We start from the raw sequence: 23,300 nt of genomic DNA on the forward strand, positions 1-23,300 counted from the left end.
CTGGAGGGGAACGACACCATCTACGCCGCGGCGGGCGCGGACACGCTGGAGGGCGGCGCGGGTGACGACAACCTGCAGGGCCAGGACGGCAACGACCTGCTCAAGGCCGGAATCGGCAACGACTCGCTGAGCGGCGGCAACGGCGCCGACGACCTGCAGGGCGAGGCCGGCAACGACTACCTGTACGGCGACGCCGGCAACGACGTCTTCGACGGCGGCGCCGGCAACGACTACCTGTCCGGCGGCAGCGGGGCGGATCTGTACCGCTTCGGCCGGGGGTACGGCGCGGAAACCGTGTACAACCACGACGGCGACGCCGTCGGCGTGAACGCGGATACCGTCTCGTTCGCGGCGGACGTGCTCCCCGCGGACGTCACCGTGCGGCGCTCGGGTGAGGACCTGGTCCTCTCCATCGCGGGCACCACCGACTCACTGCGGGTGCAGTCGTACTTCAGCCAGGACGGCGCGTCGCAGTACGCGGTGGAGAACATCCAGTTCGCCGATGGCACCGTGTGGAACGTGGCCGCGGTGAAGTCGATGGTGACGGTACCCACGGCGGGCAACGACACCCTGTACGGCTACGCGACCGACGACGTGCTCACCGGCCTGGAGGGGAACGACACGATCTACGCCGCGGCGGGCGCGGACACGCTGGAGGGCGGCGCGGGTGACGACAATCTCCAGGGCCAGGACGGCAACGACCTGCTGCTGGGCGGCATCGGCGGCGACGGCCTGAGCGGCGGCAATGGCGCCGACGACCTGCGGGGCGAGGCCGGCAACGACTACCTGTACGGCGACGCCGGAAACGACGTGTTCGACGGCGGCGCCGGCAACGACTACCTGTCGGGCGGCAACGGGGCCGACACGTACCGGTTCGGCCGCGGCTACGGCACCGAGACCGTCTACAACCACGACTCCGACGCCGTGGGAGTGAACGCCGACGCGGTGCAGTTCGCGGCCGACGTCAGCTCGTCGGACGTCACGCTCACTCGTACCGGTGACGACCTGGTCGCCACGATCAACGGCACCACCGACTCGCTGCGGATCCAGTACTACTTCAGCTCCAACGGGGCCTCGCCCTACGCGGTGGAAAGCCTTCGCTTCGCGGATGGCACGGCCTGGGACGTCGCGGCGGTGAAAGCCAAGGTCGCCGCCGGGGGCACCACGACGACCAGCACCACCAGCGGCACCACGTTTCTCAGTTCCGGGCCCAACATCGCCGTTGCCGCGCCCGAGCGGCTGGCGGGGCATCCCGGGCACCCGCACGGCGGCGGGACCGCTGCGCCGGCGACGCCGCCGCGGACGCCCCCCGTGGGCGTCGCTCTCGAAGGACCGGCGGGGCAGCAGGGAGACAGCCTTGCGACCGCCGTGGGCTCCCTGGGCGGAACGCCGGCCGTGACCCGGACCGCGGCCGGCGGGATCGGGTCCACGCTGGCCGGGGGGGCGACGGCCGGCAACGACCTTCGCGCCGAGGTCGCCCGCCTGGCGGGCGCCAGCACCACGCGCGACAGCGGGTCGGCCGGAGTCCTGGCCGGGCTTCGCGGGCTGCAGTCGCCCGCGCCGGGAACGGCCGCGAGCCCCGCGCGCCCCGCCGACACCCTGGCGGGAGCGCTGACCGGCACGGCGGTGGCGAGCGGAACGCTCTCCGGCCAGGCCGACACCCTGCTCGGCGCGCTGCAGGGCGCGGCCACCGGCTCCCAGGCCGGCGCGGCGCACCCGGTAGACACGCAGCTGGCCAGCCTGGTGAGCGCCATGGCGGCGTTCGCCCCCACCGCGGCGGCGGAAACCGCGCTTCCGCAAAGCTACTTCGAGTCGCTGCACGGCATGGTGGCCGCCAGCCTCAAGTAGCCTCGTTCCACCGGACGGAGTGCCTCGGCCGTGCGCCGGGGCGCTCCGTCCACCCGACGACGTTTCCCCCCGCGCCCGTGAAAGGGCGCGGGGGCATCCATCTCCGTAGCCGTTCCCTTCGTTCAAGGAAAATCGCAGGATGCTGCTCGACACCCCCGTCCAGATCGCACGCGGCGCGGCGCCGCCCCCCCCGCCTCCACCGCCCCCCCTCGACAGCGGGCTGGCGTGCCTGGTGATCCTGGCGCGGCTGCACGGGGTGGCCGCCGACCCCGACCAGCTCGCGCACGAGCACGGGCCCGGCACGCGCCCGTTCGGCAAGACCGAGATCCTGCTGGCGGCCCGCCAGCTGGAGCTTCACGTGAAGGTGGTGACCGCGCACCCCGGGCGGCTCCACAAGACGCCGCTGCCCGCCATCGGCGTGGGGGCCGACGGGGGATTCTTCGTGCTCGCGAGGGTGGACGGCGAGCAGGCTCTGGTGCACGACCCCCTGGCCGGGCGGCCCGAGGCGGTGCGCCTGGACGAGCTTTCCGGCCGCTGGACGGGCGAGCTGGTCCTGTTCACCTCGCGCGCCGCGCTGGCGGGCGAAATGAGCAAGTTCGACTTCACCTGGTTCATCCCCGCGGTGGTGAAGTACCGGCGGCTGCTGGCCGAGGTGCTGCTGGTCAGCCTGGTGCTGCAGCTCTTCGCGCTGGTCACCCCGATGTTCTTCCAGGTGATCATGGACAAGGTGCTGGTGCACCGCGGCTTCGCCACCCTGGACGTGGTGGCCGTGGGGCTGCTGGCGGTGGTGCTGTTCGAGGTGTCGCTCAGCTCGCTGCGCACCTACGTGTTCGCCCACACCACCAGCCGCATCGACGTGGAGCTGGGCGCCAAGCTGTTCCGCCACCTCCTGAACCTTCCCATGTCGTACTTCCAGGCCCGGCGCGTGGGCGACTCGGTGGCGCGCGTGCGCGAGCTGGAAAGCGTGCGCTCGTTCCTGACCGGCAACGCCATCACGGTGGTGCTGGACCTGGTGTTCTCGGTGGTCTTCATCGCGGTGATGCTTCACTACTCGGTGTGGCTGACGCTCGTGGTGGTTGCCTCGCTTCCCTGCTACGTGCTGCTTTCGGTCCTGTTCACCCCCGTGCTGCGCAGCCGCCTGAACGAAAAGTTCAGCCGGGGCGCCGAGAACCAGGCCTTTCTGGTAGAGACGGTGTCGGGCATCGGCACCGTCAAGGCGATGGCCGTGGAGCCCCAGTTCACCCGCCGGTGGGACAACCAGCTGGCGGCGTACGTGGCCTCCAGCTTCCGCACCGTGAGCGTCGGCACGCTGGCCAGCGGCGGCGCCACGCTCATCAGCAAGCTGGTGTCGGTGGGTACCATGTGGCTCGGCGCGCGGCTGGTGATCGACGGAAACCTGAGCGTGGGGCAGCTGATCGCCTTCAACATGCTGGCGGGGCACGTGTCGCAGCCGGTGATGAGGATGGCCCAGCTGTGGACGGACTTCCAGCAGACCGGCGTGTCGGTGCAGCGGCTGGGCGACATCCTGAACACGCGCACCGAGGCCGCGGGGCAAAAAAGCACCCTTCCCCCCGTGCAGGGGCACATCCGCTTCGACAACATCGTCTTTCGCTACCGGCCGGACGGGCCGGAGATCCTCAAGGGGGTGGACCTGGAGGTGGCGCCGGGCGAGGTGATCGGCATCGTGGGGCGATCCGGAAGCGGAAAGAGCACCCTCACCCGGCTGGTGCAGCGCCTGTACGTGCCCGAGCGGGGGCAGGTGATGATCGACGGCACCGACCTGACGCTGGCCGACGTGTCGTCGCTGCGCCGGCAGATCGGCGTGGTGCTGCAGGAGAACGTGCTCTTCAACCGCACCATCCGCGAGAACATCGCCCTGGCCGATCCCGGCGCGCCCATCGAGCGCGTCATCGAGGCGGCGGGGATGGCCGGGGCCCACGAGTTCATCCTGGAGCTGCCCGAGGGCTACGACACCATGGTGGGTGAGCACGGCGCCACCCTTTCCGGCGGGCAGCGCCAGCGCATCGCCATCGCGCGGGCGCTGATGGCCAACCCGCGCATCCTCATCTTCGACGAGGCCACCAGCGCGCTGGACTACGAGTCGGAACGGGTGATCCAGGACAACATGAAGACCATCTGCCGCGGGCGCACGGTACTGATCATCGCCCACCGCCTTTCCGCCGTCCGCGACGCCGACCGCATCATCGTCATGGAGCGCGGCGAAATCGTGGAAAGCGGCACCCACCGCGAGCTCCTGCGCATGGCCGAAGGGCACTACGCGCGGCTGCACGGCCTTCAGCAGGGATGAGCACCATGAACAGCTTCCGGATTCACGTGCAGGCCGTGCGCGACCTGCTGGGCCGGTACGCGGCCGCCTTCCGCCACGCCTGGCGCCACCGCCGCGAAACCGACCCGCCGGCCCGGCTGCCCCACGAGGCGCAGTTCCTTCCCGCGGCCCTGGCCCTGCAGGAATCCCCGGTGTCGCCTGCGCCGCGCGTGGCCATCTGGCTGCTCATCGCGTTCGCCGGGACCGCCCTGGGATGGGCGGTGCTGGGGCGCATCGACGTGGTGACCACCGCCGAGGGAAAGATCATCCCCAACCAGGGGAGCAAGGTGGTGCAGCCGGTGGAGACGGCCACCGTAAAGGCCATCCACGTCCGCGACGGACAGCGGGTAAAGGCGGGCGACCTGCTGATCGAGCTCGACGCCACCGTGGCCGCCGCCGACTCGGCCCGCGTGGAAAGCGACCTGCTGGGGGCGCGCCTGCAGGCCGCCCGCGCCGAGGCCTTCGTGGCGCGCCTCCGCGGCGAGGCGGGGGCCCTGCGCGCCGGCGCCGGCATCCCCGAGGCGCGCGTTGCCCAGGAGCAGCGGCTGCTGGACAGCGAATGGATGGAGCACCGCGCCCGGCTGGAGCGGGCCGAGGCGGAGATGGTGAGGCGCCAGGCCGAACTTCGCGGCGTTCGCGAGATGGTGAGGAAGCTGGAGCACACGGTGCCCCTCGCGCGGCAGCGGGCCGAGGACATCCGCAGGCTGGCCGACCAGGAGCTGGAGTCGCGCCACGCCTACATGGCGCACGAGCAGGCGCGGCTGGAGCAGGAGGGCGAGCTGGCCACGCAGCGCGAGCGCGAGCAGGAGCTGGCGGCGGCGCTGGCCGAGGCGGGCAAGCTGCGGGCGGGGCTGGCCGCCGAGGCGCAGCGGTCGGCGCTGGACCGGCTGCGCGAGGCGCAGCAGCAGATCTCGGCGCAGGGCCAGGAGCTGGCCAAGGCCCGCCAGCGCGGGCGGCTGATGAAGCTGAGGGCCCCGGTGGACGGCTCCGTCCAGCAGCTGGCCGTGCACACCCTGGGCGGGGTGGTGACCCCCGCGCAGCCCTTGCTGGTCGTCGTCCCCGACGACAACTCGGTGCAGGTGGAGGCCTTCGTGGAGAACAAGGACGTGGGCTTCGTCGCCGGGGGGCAGAACGCCGAGGTAAAGGTGCAGACCTTTCCCTACACCAAGTACGGTACGCTGAACGCGCGCGTGCTGCACGTTTCCAACGACGCCATCGAGGACGAGCGTCGCGGGCTCGTCTACTCCGCCCGGGTGCAGATGGACCGCTCGTGGATGCGGGTGGGCGAACGGCGGGTGAACCTTACGCCCGGCATGGCGGTGACGGTGGAGATCAAGATCGGCCGGCGGCGGGTGATCGAGTACTTCCTGGGCCCGCTGATGGAGTACCAGCGCGAAAGCCTTCGCGAGCGGTAAGCCGGACGGCGCCGCGGGATACGGTTCCCGCGGCGCCGTCCCCGCCTGCCCACACGGGCGGCTGCACCAAAACGGTGTCCCCGCTGGCCCAGAACAGGTCGTTCACCATCCGCCGGCGCCCTCCCTGCCTGGCATCCGCGCGTGGCGTCGAGCGCCTGGCACGGGCCGCGTGCGCGTTCGCGGCCGGCGGCCAGCCCGGCGTCCATCGCATCGTAACGCTCGCCGGCCAAACTCTTTACGCGCTCGGTCCTCATGCGCCTCCCTTTGACGGTGGCGCCCGGCGGTCCAAAGACGCGGGGAGGTCCAGCGGCCTTGGCGTGGCGGGGCACCGACGTTGCAAAAAGATGGTCATCCCCGGGAGTCTCCGATCACCCCAAGGAATGGACGCTGATGCCTTTCCCTCGCATCACCGCGCGCGCGGTGCTGGGCCTTGCCGCCATGCTGGCCCTGGCCGCCTGCACCACCGACGGACCGACCGAAGTCACGACCAACCCCGAAGGCCCCAGCTTCTACACCTACCCCAGCGCCATCTACCGCAACCACGTGGAGTTCGGCGCCCCGGCGGGCTCGTCCACCAGCGACGTGCGGCTTTCCAAGAACACCCACTACATCTCGTACAACTGCTCGCGCGGTGGGCCCAACTGGGTTTCGTGGAACCTGAACAAGACGCACTTCGGCGACGCGGCGCGCTCCACCAGCTTCTACTCCGACGGCGCGCTTCCCAGCGGCTGCTATCGGGTTACGACTTCGGACTACACGAACTCGGGGTTCAGCCGCGGCCACATGGTGCGCAGCGAGGAGCGCACCTGGTCGTCGGAGCACAACAAGCAGACGTTCCTGATGACCAACATCCTCCCGCAGTACCAGGACCTGAACGGCGGGCCGTGGTACAAGTTCGAGCAGTACCTGCAGACGCAGGCGCAGACGAACAACAAGGAGGTCTACGTGATGGCCGGCGGATACTCGTACAGCGGCACGCTGCTGAACGCGGGCAAGGTGGCCATCGCGCGCCGGAACTACAAGATCGCGCTGCTGATGCCGTACGGGCAGGGACTGGCGCAGGCGACCAGCACAGGCAGCATCCAGGTGATCGCGGTCGACATGCCCAACGTCACGGGAATCTCCACCGCCTCGTGGGAAAGCTACCGTACCACCGTCGATGCCATCGAAAGCAAGACGGGCTACAACTTCCTGCACCTGCTGGGCGACGCCGTCGAGTCGTACTGGGAAGCCCGGTAGCGCCGGACTCCCGGCAGATCGGGGCAGCGTCGCGAAGCCGTGGACGATGGCCTGCTTCGCCGCTGCCCGCGGTCCATCGAGCAACCAGGGGTAGTACGCCGCCGCCGCCTCGCGGTGCTCTACCTGCTGCGTCACGGCATTGGATGCCGCAGATTGGGCGTACCGCTGCCTCTCGCCGCCCCGCACCCCCGGCCCGCACGAAGACCCAGCCGATGGCTCGAAGAAGCGTGATCGCCATGCTGCGCAACCTGTTGCGGCCCGATCTTGCCACGCCCCCGGCGCCCGAGCCACCGGGTGAAGCACCGCCGGCCGCCGCATCGGTGGAGGAGCTCACCGAACAGCTGCGTGAGATGGCGACCAGTCGGGCGAGCTTTGTGTGCGCGCGGCACGGGACGGAAGCCGGCTCCGTGAAGTTCCTCCGTCGCGTTTCGGGCACTTCGGAACTGACCATCGACAGCTACGTCGGCCGTAGCTGGCACAGCGTGCGCGTCCCCACCGACGACGCAACGGCCGGCGATCGCGTCGCCGAGGGAGTGCAGGATGCGCTGCGCACCGCGGACGCGATCTCGCTGCACCTTCTGAACCCGGAGTGGACGCCGTTCTTCTGCACCTCGTGCGCCCTCGTCTACTGCGACCAGTGCTGGGCGATTGCCGAGAACGATGATCCCTGGCCCGGGACGCTGCGCGGCATCTGCCCCGAAGGCCACGCCACCGTGCTCACCAGGTGATCGGCGGATCGGATCGCCTGATCCGGCCGTCGACGTCGGCAGCACGCCCACCGCCGCACCGGCGCGTCCGTCCCGCTTTTCGTGCTGTCGATGCGGGCCATAGCGCCCCACTGCCCCGCCAGTGCGGTCGCCTGCCGGCCGTCGTTGCCGTAGCAGATGATCGCTACGTCGTGAAGCTCCTCGGCCTCGCGACTGGAGCAAAGCCCTCGACGCACACGCAACGTGCTCCCTAAGGTTCGACGACGGAACTGGCGCGAAGTTGGACGGAAGATTATGCTTGGGCGGGTGTTCACTCTGAATACAAATAGAGCGGGCTGGGTGATATCACCCAGCCCGCTCTCCGACTTCCGATGTCCTCCGGGGAACCTGCATGCAGGCGCGAATCCGAAGGCTCACATCCTTGTATATGCCAGCCCACCGGCCGAACGTCAAGCCTCGCCGAAGGGAGGGCGCCGCAGGGCAGACCCCGCGGCGGCGCTCCAGTTCAACCCGCCAGCCGCCGCACAACCTCCATCGCGCCCTTCTTATGCACGGTGAGGCACACCAGCTCGCCCACGGGATCGATCACCATCCAGAAGCGGCTCCCGTACTGCTTCTTCACGACGAAGCCGCCGGGCAGTTGGATGGGTACGATCGTCTTCTTCGCCATCGTGCACCTCCATCTCTCTTGACCCTCGGCGCGCGGCAGGGCTATCCTTGGCGAGCGGGCGGCCTTCGGGTCGGTTCGCGGATCAAGGCTGGTCGTGCTTCTTAGCGGGAGAGCGGCCAGCCTTGTTCTTTGTCCCTGCTGTCAGTAATCTAGCCGACAGCGAGAGTGTGTGTCAAGAATATTCTAGACAAGAGGCGGTAGTGAACTTCAAGGAGGCCACAGACCGGCTCACAGTGCGCGTGACACTAGCCGACATTGCAGAAGCTTGTGGAGCCCACCCGAACTCCATAGATCGGGCGCGCCTCAATCCGGATAGCAAAGATTACCGATCTCCGCCTCGCGACTGGGAAAACACAGTCGCGGAACTTGCTTTTACGCAGGGACAGCATTTCCTAGAGCTGGCAAGAGCACTTGGGCGGGCAGATCGCTTGAAGTGAATGAACGGAGCGGAAGCCGCTCGGGGCGGTGACAACGCTTCAGGCGCGAGAAATCGACTGACGAAAATTTTCTTGGAGGCCGATATAATGAGCACGTTCGATGACATAGACGTTCGACAGGGCGACAGCTATACTCTATCGCCGTGTTCACCCATACCAGGTGTTGCACCCATGCCCGCTGCTCGGTTCGAGGGAGATGCACGTGAGTTCTTCGAAGAAGCGTCGCCACAGACACAGAGCGACGCACTTCCCGTCCTTGAGTTCCTGTCTCACGGGTTCAGCATCACGAGCTTCAGAGAACAAAAACCACGCATCTGGACCGCACTTATCAAGCCGAATGAGGCAATAAGCAATCAGTTCGGGCTAACACTCGAATACTTCCTCGTAGGACACGGATTTCCCGGTGACTTCCACCAGCGAACGCTCCTCGCAGAGCCGCCTGCAAAGGAAGCATATCGGGTTGACTCACGACTGCGGTTCGTAGCATCCCCATCGCCGCTGCTAAAGCCCTCCTGCGCTGCTTGGGCGGTTCAGCGCAAATTAGCTGTTGTCCCGATCGAGGTAGGCAGGCTTCAAGGTGTCACAGATCCGGAAAAATTGCTCTACTCGACCCTCGCGGCGACCCTATGGCGACGTGACGTATTCGATGATCCTGAGCCCGTCACGAATCCGGCAGAGTTTTTCGGCCGCGAGTTAGTCACGAATGAAATCGTTGAGAAGATACTTCTCGGGCAGCCCTGTGCTATCTTTGGACTACGTAAAATCGGAAAAAGCTCGTTAATTAGGCGAGTACGTGATCTCTTAGTTGGTGATCCAAGCACCCTCACAATTTCCGCACTCCTCCTGTGCAATGCAGCGCGCATAAAGAGCGGACGATGGACCGCCGCTCTGGTGGACCTTCTAGAACAGTGGTCGCGGGCAGTTAACGAAGCCGCGAGTGCTGCCGCGCTTAAAACCGAGGTACGCGGCCTGAAGCTTCCGAGTTTGCTCGCGTCCGGAAAACCTGTTCCGACCGATGCTGCGGTTGCGGAAGCATTCGAGAAAGATGTCGACAAAATCCTTCGGGCCGCGCGTTCGGTTTCGGGTACAATGGGGACCACTACGCGCCTTGTCGCGTTCTTCGATGAGGCTGATCAGCTGTATCCAATCCGTCAGGATGCAGGCCATTGGAAGTCCGACTATTTCTCACTGTGGGATACCCTTCAATCCATGAAGCGTGGCCTAGATAACCCAGGCGAACTTGTCTACATCCTTGGAGGGGTCAATCCTGTCGGCACCGAGGCTGGATCCTTTAGCGGGCGTCCCAATCCGTTATTCGAACTCAGTACGTTGTTCCTTCCCCCACTGCCAAACAACGAGGCAGAAGAGCTACTCTCCGGACTCGGGGCACGAAGCGGGCTTATGTTCGACGAGAGTGCATTGGACAGGGCTTACGAGATCACTGGAGGACATCCGTGGCTGTTGCGGAAGCTTGGATCGAAGATTCATCGTGCAGATCAGACCCGTGCGGCGGTGAAGAACGTCGGAGAAGCGGAGGTAAACCGCATCTTTCAGCGGACTCGTCGTACGTTCTTTAGCCATGTCGATTGGATATTGAACCATCTAAAGGACGTTGCACCCGAGGAATTCAAGCTCCTAAAAGATATCGCCCAAGGGGGCGAGGAGCGATATTGGGCTGAGTGGAAGGATGAGAGCTTTAGGGAAACTTTCGCAGCACACTTGGAAGCATACGGGCTCCTTCTTTTCGATGACGAAGTTCCGCGCATTAGCATCGAACTTGTTCGAGCCGCATTGATCGAGCCGATCGCCCAAGTGTTCCCGGAGCAGAAGATGCAGTTGCGGGAGATCGCAGACTCGCTCGAAGCGACTATTCGAATTCGACTCATCAATGACCTCACGGCGGGACGAACTGTTGCGGAGGCGGTGGACGCGATCGTGGCGAATATTCCCAAAGATGCCAAGAACCGACCTAAGAATCGCGAGCAACTGCGTGAAATCGGGGTCGGAGCAGGGGTACGGGCGCTTGTAGAGTCTCTGAACTGGGGCGACTACCTGCTCCTATTGGCGAGGCATGCTGACGAAATCGCCTGGTCGGCCACCGGGGGGAGTGTTGATGAGAAAATCCAGGCACTGAACGAAGCAGTTGCGCTTCTCCACTTGGCGAGGCATAGCAACGATGCCGAACTGAAGAAGGTGATTGAATCACAAGGGTTCGAGGCAGTCTATCGCCAAGTTCGCTACGCGAATGAGATTCTGATTACATAGCAGCGATACTCCAGTGCGGGCCAACTAGCGGCCCACCGCGCGCCGCCCTAACTTCCCGGCCCTGAACCACAGCCGACGAGGAGAGGGTGGATGAATAGCATTCCGATCGTGCCGCAGACCGTGAACGAGCCCGTGCTGTCGTATGCGCCGGGCTCGCCCGAGCGCGCGCTGCTCAAGGAAGCGCTCGCGCGGATGTCGGGCGAGGAGATCGAGATCCCGCTGATCATCGGCGGGCGCGAGGTGCGGACGGGCAACATGGAAGCGCAGACGATGCCCCACAACCACGGGCACGTGCTGGCGCGCTACCACAAGGCCGGGCCCAACGAGGTGCGGCAGGCCATCGACGCGGCCATGGAGGCGTGGAAGGAGTGGAGCCGCTGGCCCTGGGAAGACCGCCTGGCCGTGTTCCAGCGCGCCGCCGACCTGCTGGCCACCCGCTGGCGCCCCATCCTGAACGCGGCCACCATGCTGGGCCAGGGCAAGAACGCGTACCAGGCCGAGATCGACTCTGCCTGCGAGTTCATCGACTTCCTGCGCTGGAACACCAACTTCGCGCAGCAGATCTACCGCGAGCAGCCGTTCAGCGGCCCGGGAATGTGGAACCGGCTGGACCACCGCCCGCTGGAAGGCTTCGTGTACGCCGTCACGCCGTTCAACTTCACGGCCATCGCCGGCAACCTGCCATCGGCGCCCGCCATGCTGGGCAACGTGGCCGTGTGGAAGCCCGCGCAGACGGCGGTGTACAGCGGCTACTACATCATGAAGCTGCTGGAAGAGGCGGGGCTTCCGCCCGGGGTCATCAACTTCATCCCCGGCGACCCCATCCCGATGACCGACGTCATTCTGAACGACCGCAACCTGGCCGGCATCCACTTCACCGGCAGCACGGCGGTCTTCCAGACCATCTGGCGGACGGTGGGCGAAAAGATCGGCAGCTACCGCAGCTATCCGCGGCTGGTGGGAGAGACGGGGGGCAAGGACTTCATCGTCGCGCACGCCTCGGCCGATCCGCTGGCGCTCTCGACGGCCATCGTGCGCGGCGGCTTCGAGTACCAGGGGCAGAAGTGCAGCGCGGCGTCGCGGCTGTACATCCCCGAGAGCCTGTGGCCCACCGTCCGCGAACAGACGCTGGGGATGCTGGACAAGGTGCGCGTGGGCGACCCGGCGGACTTCCGCAACTTCATGGGCGCGGTGATCGACCGGAAGGCGTACGACAAGATCACCGGCTACATCAAGCACGCCCACGAGGCGGACGACGTGGAGGTGATCGCGGGCGGCACGTACGACGACAGCACGGGCTACTTCATTCAGCCCACGCTGGTGCAGGTGCAGAACAGCGCGTACCAGCTGATGTGCGAAGAGGTGTTCGGCCCGGTGGTGTCGCTCTACGTCTATCCGGATGCGCAGTGGGAAGATACGCTGCGCATCGTGGACAAGAGCACGCCGTACGCGCTGACCGGCGCCGTGTTCGCCACCGACCGCGCGGCGCTGCTGCAGGCCGACCGCGAGTTGCGGAACGCGGCGGGCAACTACTACGTGAACGACAAGCCCACGGGCGCGGTGGTGGGCCAGCAGCCGTTCGGCGGCGCGCGGGCCAGCGGCACCAACGACAAGGCGGGGAGCATCCTGAACATGCTCCGCTGGATCTCGCCGCGGACCATCAAGGAAACCTTCGCCCCGGCGCACTCGTTCGAGTACCCGTTCATGGGCGAGAAGTAGGCAGCGGCGACAGCCGTCGGACCGCCGCACGAAGCGCCTCCGGACCAATGGGTCCGGAGGCGCTTCGAGCAGTTGGCGAGAAGCCGGTCAGCTCTGCGTGGGCGGAGCGGGCATCCGGAAGGTGACCTCGCGCTCGGCGTTGACCCGCCGGATGCGCAGCACCAGCCGGGTGCCGGGGCGGATGCCCTCGAACAGGCGCGGCGTGCGTCCGTCACGGCCGTTCGCCGAAACGATGATGTCACCGACGCGAAGCCCGGCGCGAGCCGCGGCCGAATGGGCCGCCACCGTACGGACCACTGGGGGGTTCTGCATCACCGTGCGCCCGTTGGGGCCTCGCGTAAGGCCTCCGTCCCATCCCCAGCTGAACCCCAGGCCGGCGCCGGGGCCCGTGGCCCGCACGGCGTCCTGAGCCGAAAGCGGGCCGGCCTGGACAGCAAAGGCGGCAGCCAGCGCGAGAAGGAAGATGCGGAGATAGCGAGACATGGTGGTTCCCTTCCGGGTAGTCGTCGAAGTGGCCGTCCGTGCGGCGCCGGAACGGTCCGGCACAGGGCGGAGCGGCGGGGGTGCGGCTTCAGCGCGGGGTGCCGCGCAGTTCCTGCTGCACGAACGCGTCGAGCGTGGACAGCGGGGGCGCCCCTACCACCCGCCGGCCGTTGATCAGGAGCGTGGGCGTGCTGGAGACGCCCAAACGGTTGCCCGCGGCGGTGTCGCGGTCCAGTGCGGCCAGGGGGCCCGTCTGCTGCGTGCAGGCCTCGAACGCGGCAAGCTCCGGTATGGCTGCGTCACGGGCGAACCGCGTCCAGGGTACCCGGCCCACCGAGTCCTGCCGCGCAAACACCGCATCGTGAAAGGGCTTGAAACGCCCCTGCGCCGCGGCGCATTCGCTGGCGCGGGCCGCCGCCACGGCGTGGTCGTGCGACTTCAGCGGAAAATGCCGGTACACCACCCGCACCTTGTCGCCGTACCGCGCCCGCAGGGTGTCGAGCGACGAAGCGAGCACACGGCAGGCGGGGCACTGGAAGTCCGAGAACTCCACGACCGTCACCGGGGCATCGGCGGGGCCCACGCGGTGCCCGGACGAGGCATATGCCGCCCAGTCGTCCACCCGTGGAGCGTTCGGCGGCGCCACCATCGTCATGACCTCGCCCGAAAACAGCTCACGGCGTACCACCAGCCCCGTTACCACCAGCGCGCAAAAGACCAGCACGCCGGTGGCAATGTGCTGCAGCCATTCTTTTTTCATTACTGCCCGGCTGAAAAGAGTGGAGCGAAAGCTGGGGAACGGCGCGCGTCCGCCGCCCCCGCAGCCGCCGCCGGAGCGCCTGACGACCTGGGGGGGTCGCCAGGGCTCCGGCCGGGCACCATCAGTTGCAGGTGATGGAACGGAACCGGACGTTCGAGCCGTCGCAGACGACGGTGGCGGAACCGCCGCCGGAGCCGCACACGTCGTAGATCTCGTCGATCACGTAGTCGATCTGGTTTTCCGAGCAGGCGAAGTAGGGGGCGGTGGCGCTCGCCGGGGTGGAGAGTACGGCGCCGCCGGCCAGAACGGTGAAGGCGGACACGGCCGACAGGACGAAGCGGAACTTGCTCATGGGGTAACCTTACAGCGAAGGGAGAAAAGGGGAGAGGGCCCGACCCGGACGGCGCGTTTCGGGTTGACACACAATAGCTGCCCCTATCTTTGGCGTCAAGTGTGCCTTAGTTTTGAGCCATGTTCTTATGGTTCCTGCTTGTCGGCGCACCTCCCAACCCGTGCTACGGGCAGTGACCCGCCGGAAAACGCCCGTGACGCCTGAGCCGAGTCGCCCATGCCGAGCCCCCTGATCCGTACCCCTGGACCGGCCCGCCCCCCCCGCTGGCGCCGCTTGCCCTGTCTGCTGGCCGTGGTGCTCCTGGCCGCGGGCGTTCCCGCGAGGGCACAGACCGAGGCGCGGATCAGCGGCCGGGTGCTGGACGCGCGGGGCGGGCCCGTACCTGAGGCGACGGTGCGGGCCGCGTCGCAACCCGGCGGGGCGCAACGCGCCACGCGCACGGACGCTCGGGGGGCGTATTCCCTTTCGCTGCCGGTGGGGGAGAGCTACGAGCTCTCCGCCGGACGGGTGGGCTACTACGAGTTCACGGCCACCCTGCTCCCCGGGGCCGGGCAGACGAGCCTCACGCGCGACCTTCAGCTGACCTCGCGCAGCACCCTGCTGGACGTGGTGGAGGTGCGCTCACCCGCCGCGGTAAGCCGGCCGCCGGCGGCCCCAGCGCCCGGCGGGCGAGAAGAGGCGGGGATGGCCGCGTACGACCTGGACATGCCCCTGGTTCCCGGCGACCTGGCCGCGCTCGCCGGGCTGGAGCGGGGCGTGCTCGCGCTGGGCGAGGGCGGCGGCGTTTCCATCGCGGGACAGCCCGCTTCGCAAACGTCGGTGACGTTGGACGGCGCCAGCTTCGGGGCCACGATGCTGCCGCCCGAGGCGCTGCGCAGCACAGCCGTGGTCACCAGCACGTACGATCCTTCACGGGGGCAGTTCTCCGGCGGTCAGGTGGCGGCGACCACCCTCAACGGAACCAACGTGTTCGGGGGCGTGGCGCGTCTGCGCCTGGGCCATCCGGCGCTGCAGGCCCCCGGCCACCCCCAGTCGCGGCTCGCGCAGGCGAGCGGCGGGGCCGGCGGCGCCCTGGTCCGCGACCGGCTGTTCTGGTACGCGGCCGCTCAAGGGACCGACCTGCGCACGCCGCTGGTGACCCTGCGGAACGCGGGACCCCGCCTGCTCGCCGGCCTGGGGGTCAACTCCGACTCGGCCCGCCGGCTGCGCGACATCGCGGCGGGGCTGGTGCCGCCTGCCGGGGAACCCGCGGGCCAGGGCGGGTCGCGGACGGGGTCGGGGCTGCTTCGGCTGGACTACGCCGCGGGGAATAGCGACGTGCTGATGCTGCGCCTGGACGGCCGACGGCTGCGCCTGGCCGGTCTGGGCGAGTCGCCGCTGGTGCTGCCGGGCAGCGGCGCGGACGTGAGCGACGAGGCGGGGGGCGCGCTGGCACAGTGGACGTCGTACCGGCTGGGACGGCGCAACGAGTTACGCGTGTACCACGGCCGGGGCCTGCGCCGCGTGCGGCCCGCCCGCGCCGGGCCCGCGGCGCGGGTGTGGGTGGCCGATGCGGCCGCGGACGGGGAAGGTGCCGGCTCGTCGGCGCTGCTGGGTTTCGGAGGCAGCGCCCTGGCCGCTTCGCGGTCCCGCACCGAGCTGTGGGAGGTATCGGACGAGCTTCTCCTTCGCGCGGGGTCCGGCGAGGGGCGCGTGAAGCTTGGAATTCTCGCCAGCCGCGAAGAGACGGCCGCCACCAGTGCGGGGGATCCGTTCGGCACGTTCACCTACAGCAGCCTCGCGGAGCTCCAGGCGGGGCGGGCCTCGCTGTTCACCCGCAGTCTGGGGGCGCGCTCCAGCGGTGCCACGGCGGAACACGTCGCCGGTTTCGCCGCCCACCTGTGGCATCCCCACGGAAACCTGGCGGTGCTGTACGGCGTGCGAGTCGAGGCGCGGCGGTACCAGACCGGCGGCTCCGCGGCCGAGCCGCTGCCCCCGGGGCTGTCGGCCGCGGTTCCCTCACACCGGGGCGCCAGTCCGCGGGTGGGCTTCACCTGGCAGGCGCCGTCGCGCGCATGGAGCGTTCGCGGCGGCATCGGCGAGTTCCGGGGCCGGATCGCCCCGGGAAGCCTGGCGGAGTCGGGCCGGGGTCCGGCGCAGCTGCTGTGCGTGGGGCCCGCCGCGCCCCTCGCGAACTGGGTGGCGTACGCCGACGATCCCGGCGCCGTCCCCGACCGCTGTGCCGACGGCTCGGCGCACCTGGCCAGCCGCGCACCCCGGACGACGGTCTATGCCCGGGACTTCGCTCCGCCGCGCACCTGGCGCGCGTCCGCCGCCTGGGACTGGAGCGGGCGGATGGGCGGGCGGGGGATGGCGGTGCTGGCGCTCGAGGCGAGTTGGGTGCGGGGCCTTTCCAATCCCGTGGCGTGGGACCGCAACCTTCCGTCGGCACCGGGGCTTGTGCTCGGGGCGGAGGGCGGACGACCGGTATGGGTGCCGCCGGCCTTCATCGATCCTTCCACCGGCGGCTTGGTGGTAGACGGGGCGCGCCCCTTCACCGAGGCCGGTGCCGTGCGCGAGGTGTCGGGCCGCGGGCGCTCGGGGGTGGTGCAGCTTTCCGGCGGCGCCACCCTGCTCGGGCGCCGGCTGGACGTGGCGACGCTCTACTACACGTGGAACCGCGGCTGGGACGAGGTGGGAGCGCTGGAGGCGCCGGGCGGCGCGTCGCGTCCGGTGGCCGCGGCCACTCCGGCGACCCTGCTTCGGGGACCCAGTGACCTCGACCGGCGGCACCTGGTGCAGTTCCGGTACACGCGCCCCGTGGCGCGCTGGGCGGAACTGGGGCTGGCCGGCCGCGCGACGTCGGGCGCGCCGTACACTCCGCTGGCCGGGGGCGACGTCAATGGCGACGGCGCCGCCAACGACCCCGCGTTCGTGATCGATCCCGCGGCGTGGGCCGAGCCGCGAGAGGCCGCGGCCATGCAGGCGCTGCTTACCTCCGCGCCCGCCTTCACCCGCGGCTGCCTGCGGCGCCAGCTGGGACGGGTGGCGGGACGCAACAGCTGCCGGACGCAGTGGGCGGCCGAGCTGGACGTGCAGGCCAACCTGTGGCCCGCCCAGGCCTTCCGCGCCCGCCGCCTTACCCTGAGCCTGACGGCAACCAACGTGCTGGGCGGGGTGGACCGCCTGGTGCACGGCCGCGACGGCGTGCGCGGGTGGGGGGGCGGCGCAATCCCCGACCCCGTGCTGCTGAACGTGCGCGGCTTCGACCCGGAGCGTTCGGCCTTTCGCTACGACGTGAATCCCGGGTTCGGGGGCGCGCGGCGGGAACGCGTGCCGGGGCGGCCGTTCACGGTGGTGGTACAGGGCCGCTGGGCGCTGGGCGCCGACCCCGTGCGCCAGCCGCTGCGCACCATGTTCAACGCCGTGCGGGCGCAGGGCCGCACGGCGGCGCAGCTTCGCGAACAGCTGGCGCTGACCGTCCCCAACCTTCCCGCGCAGGTGCTGGCGCTGGACGACACCCTAGCCCTGGCGCTGAGCGATGAGCAGCGGGAGCGGCTGCGCGCGGGCGCGGATTCGCTCGGCGCGCGGTTGGCCGTGGTGGTGGACACGCTGGCGCGCACCATCAGCGCCGCCGAGTCCGGCACCCGCGGCCCCGCGGCAGACCAGGCTCGCCACCACATCCAGCAACTCGCCGACGAAGCCCAATTGCTCCTGGACGCCTCGCGCGACCTGGTCGCCAGCGTGCTCACGGGCGCCCAGTGGACGAAGCTCCCCCAGGCCATCCAGCAGCCGTCGCGGCAGATCCTCCCCGACAGGGGCCCGTACACCCTGCGTACCGGTGAAACGTGGTAGGCCGGAACCGCCGTGCCCTGCGCTCATTGGCGGCACGCGAGCGCCCGGGGGTGGGGCCCCGCGTCCCCACCGTCCTTCGAGTGGGACCGGGAGATCTCTCCCGGAGGCGCTGCGCCATCCGGCCCCTCGTCCGCCTCTCGTCCTACGGGCCCTTGCTGGCGCTTTCGGGAACGCGCGGCACCTGGATGAGCCCGGCGATCACCGCCTGGCGCAGCGTCTCGACCCGCGCGTAGACGGCCGGGGGGATCAGCGGGCGGTTGCGCTCGTCGTAGATCCATCCCACCGCGTCTTCCGCCAGCCCCTGCGACACCACCCCGCCCTGAAATGCGCCCCGGGCCTCCTGCCCCACCAATCCGCGGACGGAAACGCCGAGGTTCTTGGTGATGGAGGTGAGCACGCGGCCGGGCGCCTGGTCCCACTGGTCGACGTCCACGCCGATCACCCACCTGCCCGACTCGCGGGCGGCCCGAAAGACGCCCGCGCCCGTGCCACCGGAAGCGTGAAAGATTACGTCCGCGCCCGCGGCGTACTGCCCGGCGGCCAGCGCGTGCCCGCGCGCGGGATCGTTGAAGGCGGCGGGCGTGGTGCCGGCGAATGCCACGTCCACACGGCAGTCGGGGCACACGCGCAGCACGCCGGCCGTGTAGCCCGCCTCGAACTGGCGGATCACCGGCGCGTCCATCCCACCCACGAAGCCCACGCGGCCCGAGCGGGTCATCAGCCCGGCGAGGGCGCCGGCCAAAAAGGCGCCCTCCTCGGAGCGGTAGGTGATGCCGGCCAGGTTGGCGGGGGGCGGCTGGGCGCGCCCCTGCGCGTCGGCCACGGGCGAGTAGTCGAGCACGGCGAAGTGCACCGACGGGTACTCCTTCGCCAACTCGAACGCGGGCGCGCTGGCCATGAAGCTCACGCCCACCACCAGGTCGCGCTTCGCCTCCGCGTACTTGCGAAGGTCGTCGGGCTTCCCTTCGCCGCCCACCGCCTCGGTAACGGCGGTGTCGGCGCCCAGCTCGCTGGCGGCGGCGGCCAGGCCGGTGAGCGCGGCGTCGTTGAAGCCGCGGTCGCCCCGGCCGCCGCTGCTCAGCACCAGCCCCACGGACACGGAGTCCCCCGCGGCGGTCCCCGCCGTCTCTCCCCCGCCGCAGCCGGCGAGCGACAGCGTGGCGAGCGCCAGCAGGAAGGGACGAAGTCGCTCAGCGGTCACGGGCACCCGGGAGTTTGAAGTAGGCGACGCGCGATTCCAGCTGGTCGGCCTCCGCCGCCATCTTTTCGGCCGTGGCCGCGAGCTCTTCGGACGCGGCCACGTTGCTCTGCGTGATCCCCTCGACGTCGCCGGTGCGCGAGTGGACCAGGGAAATCTGCTCCGTCTGGTGAACCGAGGCGCCGGCCACCTCTTCCATCAGCCCGGCGGCCTCGCGGATCATGGGCTCCAGCTGCGCCATCACCGAGGCGGAGCGCTCCGCGATCTCCCGGCTGCTCCCCGCGATGGCGCCGATCTCCTGCGCCGCCTCCTGGCTGCGCTCGGCCAGCCGGCGCACCTCGTCGGCCACCACGGCGAACCCGCGGCCGTGCTCGCCGGCCCGCGCCGCCTCGATGGCCGCGTTCAGCGCCAGCAGGTTGGTCTGCTCGGCCAGGTAGTGGATCACGGAGATGCGATCGGTGATGCGCTTCATGGCATCCATCGTCTCGGCCGCGGCGGTGGCGCCCAGCTGCGCGTCGCCCGCGCCGCGCAGGACCACGCCGCGCATGTCGCGGGTGCGCTGCGCGCTCTGCCCGGCGGAGGCATTCACCTCGTCCAGCGCCTGCGCCGTTTCGCGGACGGCCTGCGCCTGCTCGGTGGCGGATGCCGACAGCTCCTGCGCGCTGGCGGCCACCTGGGCGGCGCTGGCCGACATGGTCTGCGTGGCGCCGCGGATCTCGTCGATCACCGTGCCCAGCCGCTGCTGCATGTCGGCGAAGGCGCCGCCGAACCGGTCGTCCGCCGACCGCGGCTGCACGCGGCGCGTCAGGTTGCCCTCGGCGATCTCGCCCGCCACGGCGGCCATGTCGCGCAGGTACGCCGTCATCCCCACGAACGCGTGGCCGAAGGTGTCGCGCTCCGACCGGGGGTGCACGGGCACGTCCAGGTCGCCGGCGGCGATGCGGTCCGCCGCGTGCGCCATCTCGCGCAGGTACGCCGTCATCCCGCGCATGGCGGCCAGCAGGCGCCCCAGCTCGTCATCCGCCGCCACCGCGGTTTCCGCCTCCTCCTCCACGTCGCCCGCGCTCACCCGCTCCGCCACGCGCACCGCCTCGGCCACCTGGGTGGCGACGGAATCCAGCACGCCGCGCGAGATCTGCCAGAGCAGCCAGGTGGCGAGCGCCGCCACGGCCAGGACGAGGACCAGGGCCACGATGCCCACCCGCCGCGAGGCCGCGAACACGCGCCCGATGTCGGCCTCGCGCTCGCTCCGCAGGGTGGATAGGCGGGCGCGCAGGGCGGCGCGGCCGCGGGTCATCCCCTGCAGGTCGCGGATCATCTCCGGGCTGCTTTCGCCGCCGATGAAGCGCGCCGTGGTCCCCCGGGCGAGGGTGTACCACGCCTCGAAGCTGTCCCGGAGCGCCTCCGTCTCCGCCCCGTCGACCGCCCCGGTCCCGCGCAGCGCGTCCACGTCGCGAAGGTAGCGCGTCCGCAGGGTGTCGGTGTCGGAAAGCTTGGCGGTGTCGCGCAGGGCCACGGCGTCCTGCAGCCCGCGCTGCACCGCCTCGACGCTTTCGCCCAGGTTGCGGCCCAGCTGCACCGCGGGCACGTACCGCGACCCGATGCGCTCGCCCTGCAGCAGGTTCAGCAGCACGGCGAAAGCGCCCACGGCCAGCACGGTGGCCAGGGCGGCCAGCGCCAGCCGGGGGAGCATCTCCATGCGGTCGCGAAAGCCCAGTCCGCCCAGGTGGGCGCGGGCGCGCGACGGTCCGCCGGCGAGCAGCGTGCGCGCCAGCGTGGTCCAGGGGCTAACGGCCATGGCGTCCGGCCGTCGAAGGAGCGGGCGGGTTCGTCGGCGGCCCCGCGTACGGAGGCACCGAGAACGAAGTAAGCCGCTCCGGGGAGCGGCGTTTTTGCGATGAGACGAGCACGATGCACTTCCTCGCGCGGGCCGGTCAGTTGGACGGGAATTCCAGTCTAACGGATCGGCGCGGCGGGGTCAAATGCAAGCCCGGCAGTCACTTCCGCGATTTGGGGCGGGTAATGCGCAAGGGATGCCCCAGGGTCCGCTTCGTTCACTCGCTCACGGCCCACCGCGGGCGGGTCCGCGCCTCGCGCGAGATCAGGGACAATCCCTCGTCCGCCATCCCCCGCATGTGGCGGGTGAGGATGGCTTCGAAGTCCGCGGCGAAGCGCCGCTCCGGGGTGGACTCATACACCTGGCTGCACCCGCGGCAGGCGATCACGCCTTCCTCGGGGATGTACGTCCACGCCGCCACGCATTCCACCTTGTGCTCCAGTACGGCCACCGGCCCCCCCTCGCATCCGGGTTCCCGACAACAGGCTTTCTGAGAGGATACGAGCGGTGCCGGCGCATCGGATTCGTCCGCGTTCGGGGGGCGTGGATGATGAAGGTTGACATGGCCGGGAACGGCAGCAGATTGTGCGGACCGGCCGATTCTCTCCCGCGCCGGTCCCCCATCCTCCGCGCCGATGGCCCCGTGACCCCCTTCCCCGCCGGACGCCTTTTCCGCCTCCGCCGCAGCGCCGCGCTTCTCCTCTGCGCCGCCGCGTCGATCGCCGCCGCGAGCCCGGCCGCCGCGCAGTCCACCACGTTCCGCGGCAAGGTAGTGTACGAGAAGGTGCCGGCGGGCCCGACGGGGCTGCGGCTGGAGGCGCCGGTGCGCACGCCGGCGGCGGGGGTGCGGGTGGAGGTGGTGGCCTCGCCCTCGCGGCGGGTGATGGGGAGCGGGTTCACGGACGCGAAGGGTGCCTACACGATCCCCGTGACGCTCCGGGGCCGGCAGGCGGTGTTCGTGCGGGCGCTGGCGCAAACGGAGAACGCCAGCGTAGTGCGCGTGGACGACCGGATGGAGTTCGCCATGGTGGCGGCGACCGCGACCGCCACCCCCGGGCGCGCGGTCACCACCGACCTGCTGGCGACGGACGCCAGCCGCATCGCGGGCGCCTTCAACATCGCCACCACGATCGCGCGGGCGAACGCGCTGGTTCATTCTGCCCAGCCCGGCGTGGTGCTTCCGAAGGTGGAGATCCGCTGGGACACGGCGTACGTGGGAGGCACCTTCTTCCGCCGCTCGCAGAACGCGGTCTTCGTCAACGGAAAGCGCGGCGAAGACAGCGACGAGTACGACGACCACGTGATCGCCCACGAGTACGGCCACTTCCTGATGTCGGCCTTTTCCAGCGACCCCAGCCCCGGCGGCGGCCACGGCTTCGGCGAGCGCCTGGACCCGCGGCTGGCCTGGTCGGAGGGGTGGGGCAACTTCTTCGGCGCGGCGGCCACGGGCGCCTCCAACTACATCGACACGGGGGTGATCCACGGCAAGCAGGCGGTGCTGCTGAACATGGACCTGGAGGTGGATGCGCCCAAGGACGACGCGCCCGGCATCTGGAGCGAGCACTCCGTGGGCTCGGCGCTGTGGGACTGGTACGACGCGGCGGGCGAGGAGGGCGACTCGGTTGCGCTGGGGTTCGCTCCCCTGTGGGCGGCGTTCACCGGGCTGGCCAAGGTGCCGGACGCCTACCTGCTGCGCTACGCCGACGTGCTGGGCGCGCAGACCCGGCTGGGGCGGCTGCTGGCGGCCACGCTGCAGACGCGCGGCATCCGCTACGCCGTGGGCCAGGAGCCCCGCCCGCGCGAACCGTTCCCCGAGCCGCTGGCGGCGGGAACCTCGGTGACGGGAACCGTGGACAGCCGCAGCACGCGGCGCAGCAACCTGTACCGTTCGTCGGCGCACTACGGGTTCACCCTGACGGCGGCGCGGCAGGTGACGATCACGCTGAAGATCCTGGAAGCGCGCGACGAGGACCACGCCGACCTGGACCTGTACCTGTTCGACGAGACGGGCGAGTCGGTCGCCGAATCGAACGCGGTGAACGGCGTGGGCGACAGCGAACGCATCCAGCAGCAGCTGCAGCCCGGCTACTACCGGGTGGAGGTGAGGAGCTGGAGCAGGGGCGGCTCGCCGCTGCCGGCCGGCAGCGCCCACCAGGGCACCTTTTCGCTCGTCGCGCGGTACTGAGCGCGCACGCCCAACCGGTTCCCGG

At 69.8% G+C, this 23,300-nt stretch carries 16 protein-coding genes and 1 pseudogene; 9 read left to right on the forward strand and 8 right to left on the reverse strand.

The window, feature by feature from the left end:
• From VGB24_RS01420 to VGB24_RS01430, 3 genes are all read left to right on the forward strand, one after another.
• Nucleotides 1-1,848 (forward strand): calcium-binding protein (locus VGB24_RS01420; RefSeq protein WP_331071168.1); only part of this gene is annotated, 1,848 nt, incomplete at its 5' end.
• Between the two features lie 139 nt (nt 1,849-1,987).
• Complete coding sequence (locus VGB24_RS01425; RefSeq protein ID WP_331071169.1) at nt 1,988-4,156, forward strand: type I secretion system permease/ATPase; 2,169 nt, start codon at nt 1,988-1,990, stop codon at nt 4,154-4,156.
• A gap of 5 nt (nt 4,157-4,161) precedes the next feature.
• Complete coding sequence (locus VGB24_RS01430; protein WP_331071170.1) at nt 4,162-5,589, forward strand: HlyD family type I secretion periplasmic adaptor subunit; 1,428 nt, start codon at nt 4,162-4,164, stop codon at nt 5,587-5,589.
• 152 nt (nt 5,590-5,741) lie between these two features.
• Here VGB24_RS01430 and VGB24_RS25400 read toward each other — a convergent pair.
• A pseudogene (locus tag VGB24_RS25400) lies at nt 5,742-5,843 on the reverse strand (maltose acetyltransferase domain-containing protein); the annotation flags it as partial.
• Nucleotides 5,844-5,979: 136 nt separating this feature from the next.
• Here VGB24_RS25400 and VGB24_RS01435 point away from each other — a divergent pair.
• Both VGB24_RS01435 and VGB24_RS01440 read left to right on the forward strand, forming a co-directional pair.
• Nucleotides 5,980-6,828 carry a DNA/RNA non-specific endonuclease gene (locus VGB24_RS01435; protein ID WP_331071171.1) on the forward strand — a complete coding sequence of 283 codons (849 nt, stop codon included), beginning with the start codon at nt 5,980-5,982 and terminating at the stop codon, nt 6,826-6,828.
• A gap of 227 nt (nt 6,829-7,055) precedes the next feature.
• Complete coding sequence (locus VGB24_RS01440) at nt 7,056-7,556, forward strand: hypothetical protein (protein WP_331071172.1); 501 nt, start codon at nt 7,056-7,058, stop codon at nt 7,554-7,556.
• 484 nt (nt 7,557-8,040) lie between these two features.
• On the opposite strand, the gene VGB24_RS01445 is transcribed toward VGB24_RS01440, so the two are convergent.
• A complete protein-coding gene (locus VGB24_RS01445; RefSeq protein ID WP_331071173.1) occupies nt 8,041-8,205 on the reverse strand; it encodes a hypothetical protein in 165 nt (54 codons plus the stop codon).
• A 524-nt stretch (nt 8,206-8,729) separates the two neighbouring features.
• Here VGB24_RS01445 and VGB24_RS01450 point away from each other — a divergent pair.
• Together VGB24_RS01450 and pruA are read left to right on the forward strand one after the other, a co-directional pair.
• A complete protein-coding gene (locus VGB24_RS01450) occupies nt 8,730-10,907 on the forward strand; it encodes a hypothetical protein (protein WP_331071174.1) in 2,178 nt (725 codons plus the stop codon).
• A 90-nt stretch (nt 10,908-10,997) separates the two neighbouring features.
• Nucleotides 10,998-12,626 carry an L-glutamate gamma-semialdehyde dehydrogenase gene (pruA, locus tag VGB24_RS01455; RefSeq protein ID WP_331071175.1) on the forward strand — a complete coding sequence of 543 codons (1,629 nt, stop codon included), beginning with the start codon at nt 10,998-11,000 and terminating at the stop codon, nt 12,624-12,626.
• An 87-nt stretch (nt 12,627-12,713) separates the two neighbouring features.
• On the opposite strand, the gene VGB24_RS01460 is transcribed toward pruA, so the two are convergent.
• From VGB24_RS01460 to VGB24_RS01470, 3 genes are all read right to left on the reverse strand, one after another.
• Nucleotides 12,714-13,109 carry a PDZ domain-containing protein gene (locus VGB24_RS01460; RefSeq protein ID WP_331071176.1) on the reverse strand — a complete coding sequence of 132 codons (396 nt, stop codon included), beginning with the start codon at nt 13,107-13,109 and terminating at the stop codon, nt 12,714-12,716.
• 88 nt (nt 13,110-13,197) lie between these two features.
• Nucleotides 13,198-13,869: a DsbA family protein gene (locus VGB24_RS01465; RefSeq protein ID WP_331071177.1), complete on the reverse strand. Its 672-nt coding sequence runs from the start codon at nt 13,867-13,869 to the stop codon at nt 13,198-13,200.
• Nucleotides 13,870-13,990: 121 nt separating this feature from the next.
• Nucleotides 13,991-14,221 carry a hypothetical protein gene (locus VGB24_RS01470; RefSeq protein ID WP_331071178.1) on the reverse strand — a complete coding sequence of 77 codons (231 nt, stop codon included), beginning with the start codon at nt 14,219-14,221 and terminating at the stop codon, nt 13,991-13,993.
• A 273-nt stretch (nt 14,222-14,494) separates the two neighbouring features.
• On the opposite strand from VGB24_RS01470, the gene VGB24_RS01475 reads away from it, so the two are divergent.
• Nucleotides 14,495-18,055 (forward strand): carboxypeptidase-like regulatory domain-containing protein, encoded by a 3,561-nt coding sequence (locus tag VGB24_RS01475; protein WP_331071179.1) that lies wholly within the window; start codon nt 14,495-14,497, stop codon nt 18,053-18,055.
• Nucleotides 18,056-18,197: 142 nt separating this feature from the next.
• Here the strand turns inward: VGB24_RS01475 and VGB24_RS01480 are convergent, their stop codons facing one another.
• From VGB24_RS01480 to VGB24_RS01490, 3 genes are all read right to left on the reverse strand, one after another.
• A complete protein-coding gene (locus tag VGB24_RS01480; RefSeq protein ID WP_331071180.1) occupies nt 18,198-19,256 on the reverse strand; it encodes a BMP family ABC transporter substrate-binding protein in 1,059 nt (352 codons plus the stop codon).
• On the reverse strand, nt 19,246-21,051 hold the full coding sequence (locus tag VGB24_RS01485) for a methyl-accepting chemotaxis protein (RefSeq protein ID WP_331071181.1): 1,806 nt from the start codon (nt 21,049-21,051) through the stop codon (nt 19,246-19,248). Before VGB24_RS01485 ends, VGB24_RS01480 begins: the two co-directional genes overlap by 11 nt.
• A 256-nt stretch (nt 21,052-21,307) precedes the next feature.
• On the reverse strand, nt 21,308-21,541 hold the full coding sequence (locus VGB24_RS01490) for a hypothetical protein (RefSeq protein ID WP_331071182.1): 234 nt from the start codon (nt 21,539-21,541) through the stop codon (nt 21,308-21,310).
• Between the two features lie 192 nt (nt 21,542-21,733).
• Here VGB24_RS01490 and VGB24_RS01495 point away from each other — a divergent pair, with 192 nt between their 5' ends.
• Entirely contained in the window at nt 21,734-23,275 is a 1,542-nt protein-coding gene (locus tag VGB24_RS01495) for a pre-peptidase C-terminal domain-containing protein (protein ID WP_331071183.1), read from the forward strand.
• Nucleotides 23,276-23,300 lie beyond the last annotated feature (25 nt).

Origin of the sequence: Longimicrobium sp. (assembly GCF_036399935.1) — a bacterium.
GTDB lineage: Bacteria > Gemmatimonadota > Gemmatimonadetes > Longimicrobiales > Longimicrobiaceae > Longimicrobium.

Excerpts from the sequence above, each read along its gene's own strand:
- VGB24_RS01425 (WP_331071169.1), top strand. The coding sequence starts at position 1,988 with ATGCTGCTCGACACCCCCGTCCAGATCGCACGCGGCGCGGCGCCGCCC.
- VGB24_RS01430 (WP_331071170.1), top strand. The coding sequence starts at position 4,162 with ATGAACAGCTTCCGGATTCACGTGCAGGCCGTGCGCGACCTGCTGGGC.
- VGB24_RS01435 (WP_331071171.1), top strand. The coding sequence starts at position 5,980 with ATGCCTTTCCCTCGCATCACCGCGCGCGCGGTGCTGGGCCTTGCCGCC.
- VGB24_RS01445 (WP_331071173.1), bottom strand. The coding sequence starts at position 8,205 with ATGGCGAAGAAGACGATCGTACCCATCCAACTGCCCGGCGGCTTCGTC.
- VGB24_RS01450 (WP_331071174.1), top strand. The coding sequence starts at position 8,730 with ATGAGCACGTTCGATGACATAGACGTTCGACAGGGCGACAGCTATACT.
- pruA (WP_331071175.1), top strand. The coding sequence starts at position 10,998 with ATGAATAGCATTCCGATCGTGCCGCAGACCGTGAACGAGCCCGTGCTG.
- VGB24_RS01460 (WP_331071176.1), bottom strand. The coding sequence starts at position 13,109 with ATGTCTCGCTATCTCCGCATCTTCCTTCTCGCGCTGGCTGCCGCCTTT.
- VGB24_RS01465 (WP_331071177.1), bottom strand. The coding sequence starts at position 13,869 with ATGAAAAAAGAATGGCTGCAGCACATTGCCACCGGCGTGCTGGTCTTT.
- VGB24_RS01470 (WP_331071178.1), bottom strand. The coding sequence starts at position 14,221 with ATGAGCAAGTTCCGCTTCGTCCTGTCGGCCGTGTCCGCCTTCACCGTT.
- VGB24_RS01485 (WP_331071181.1), bottom strand. The coding sequence starts at position 21,051 with ATGGCCGTTAGCCCCTGGACCACGCTGGCGCGCACGCTGCTCGCCGGC.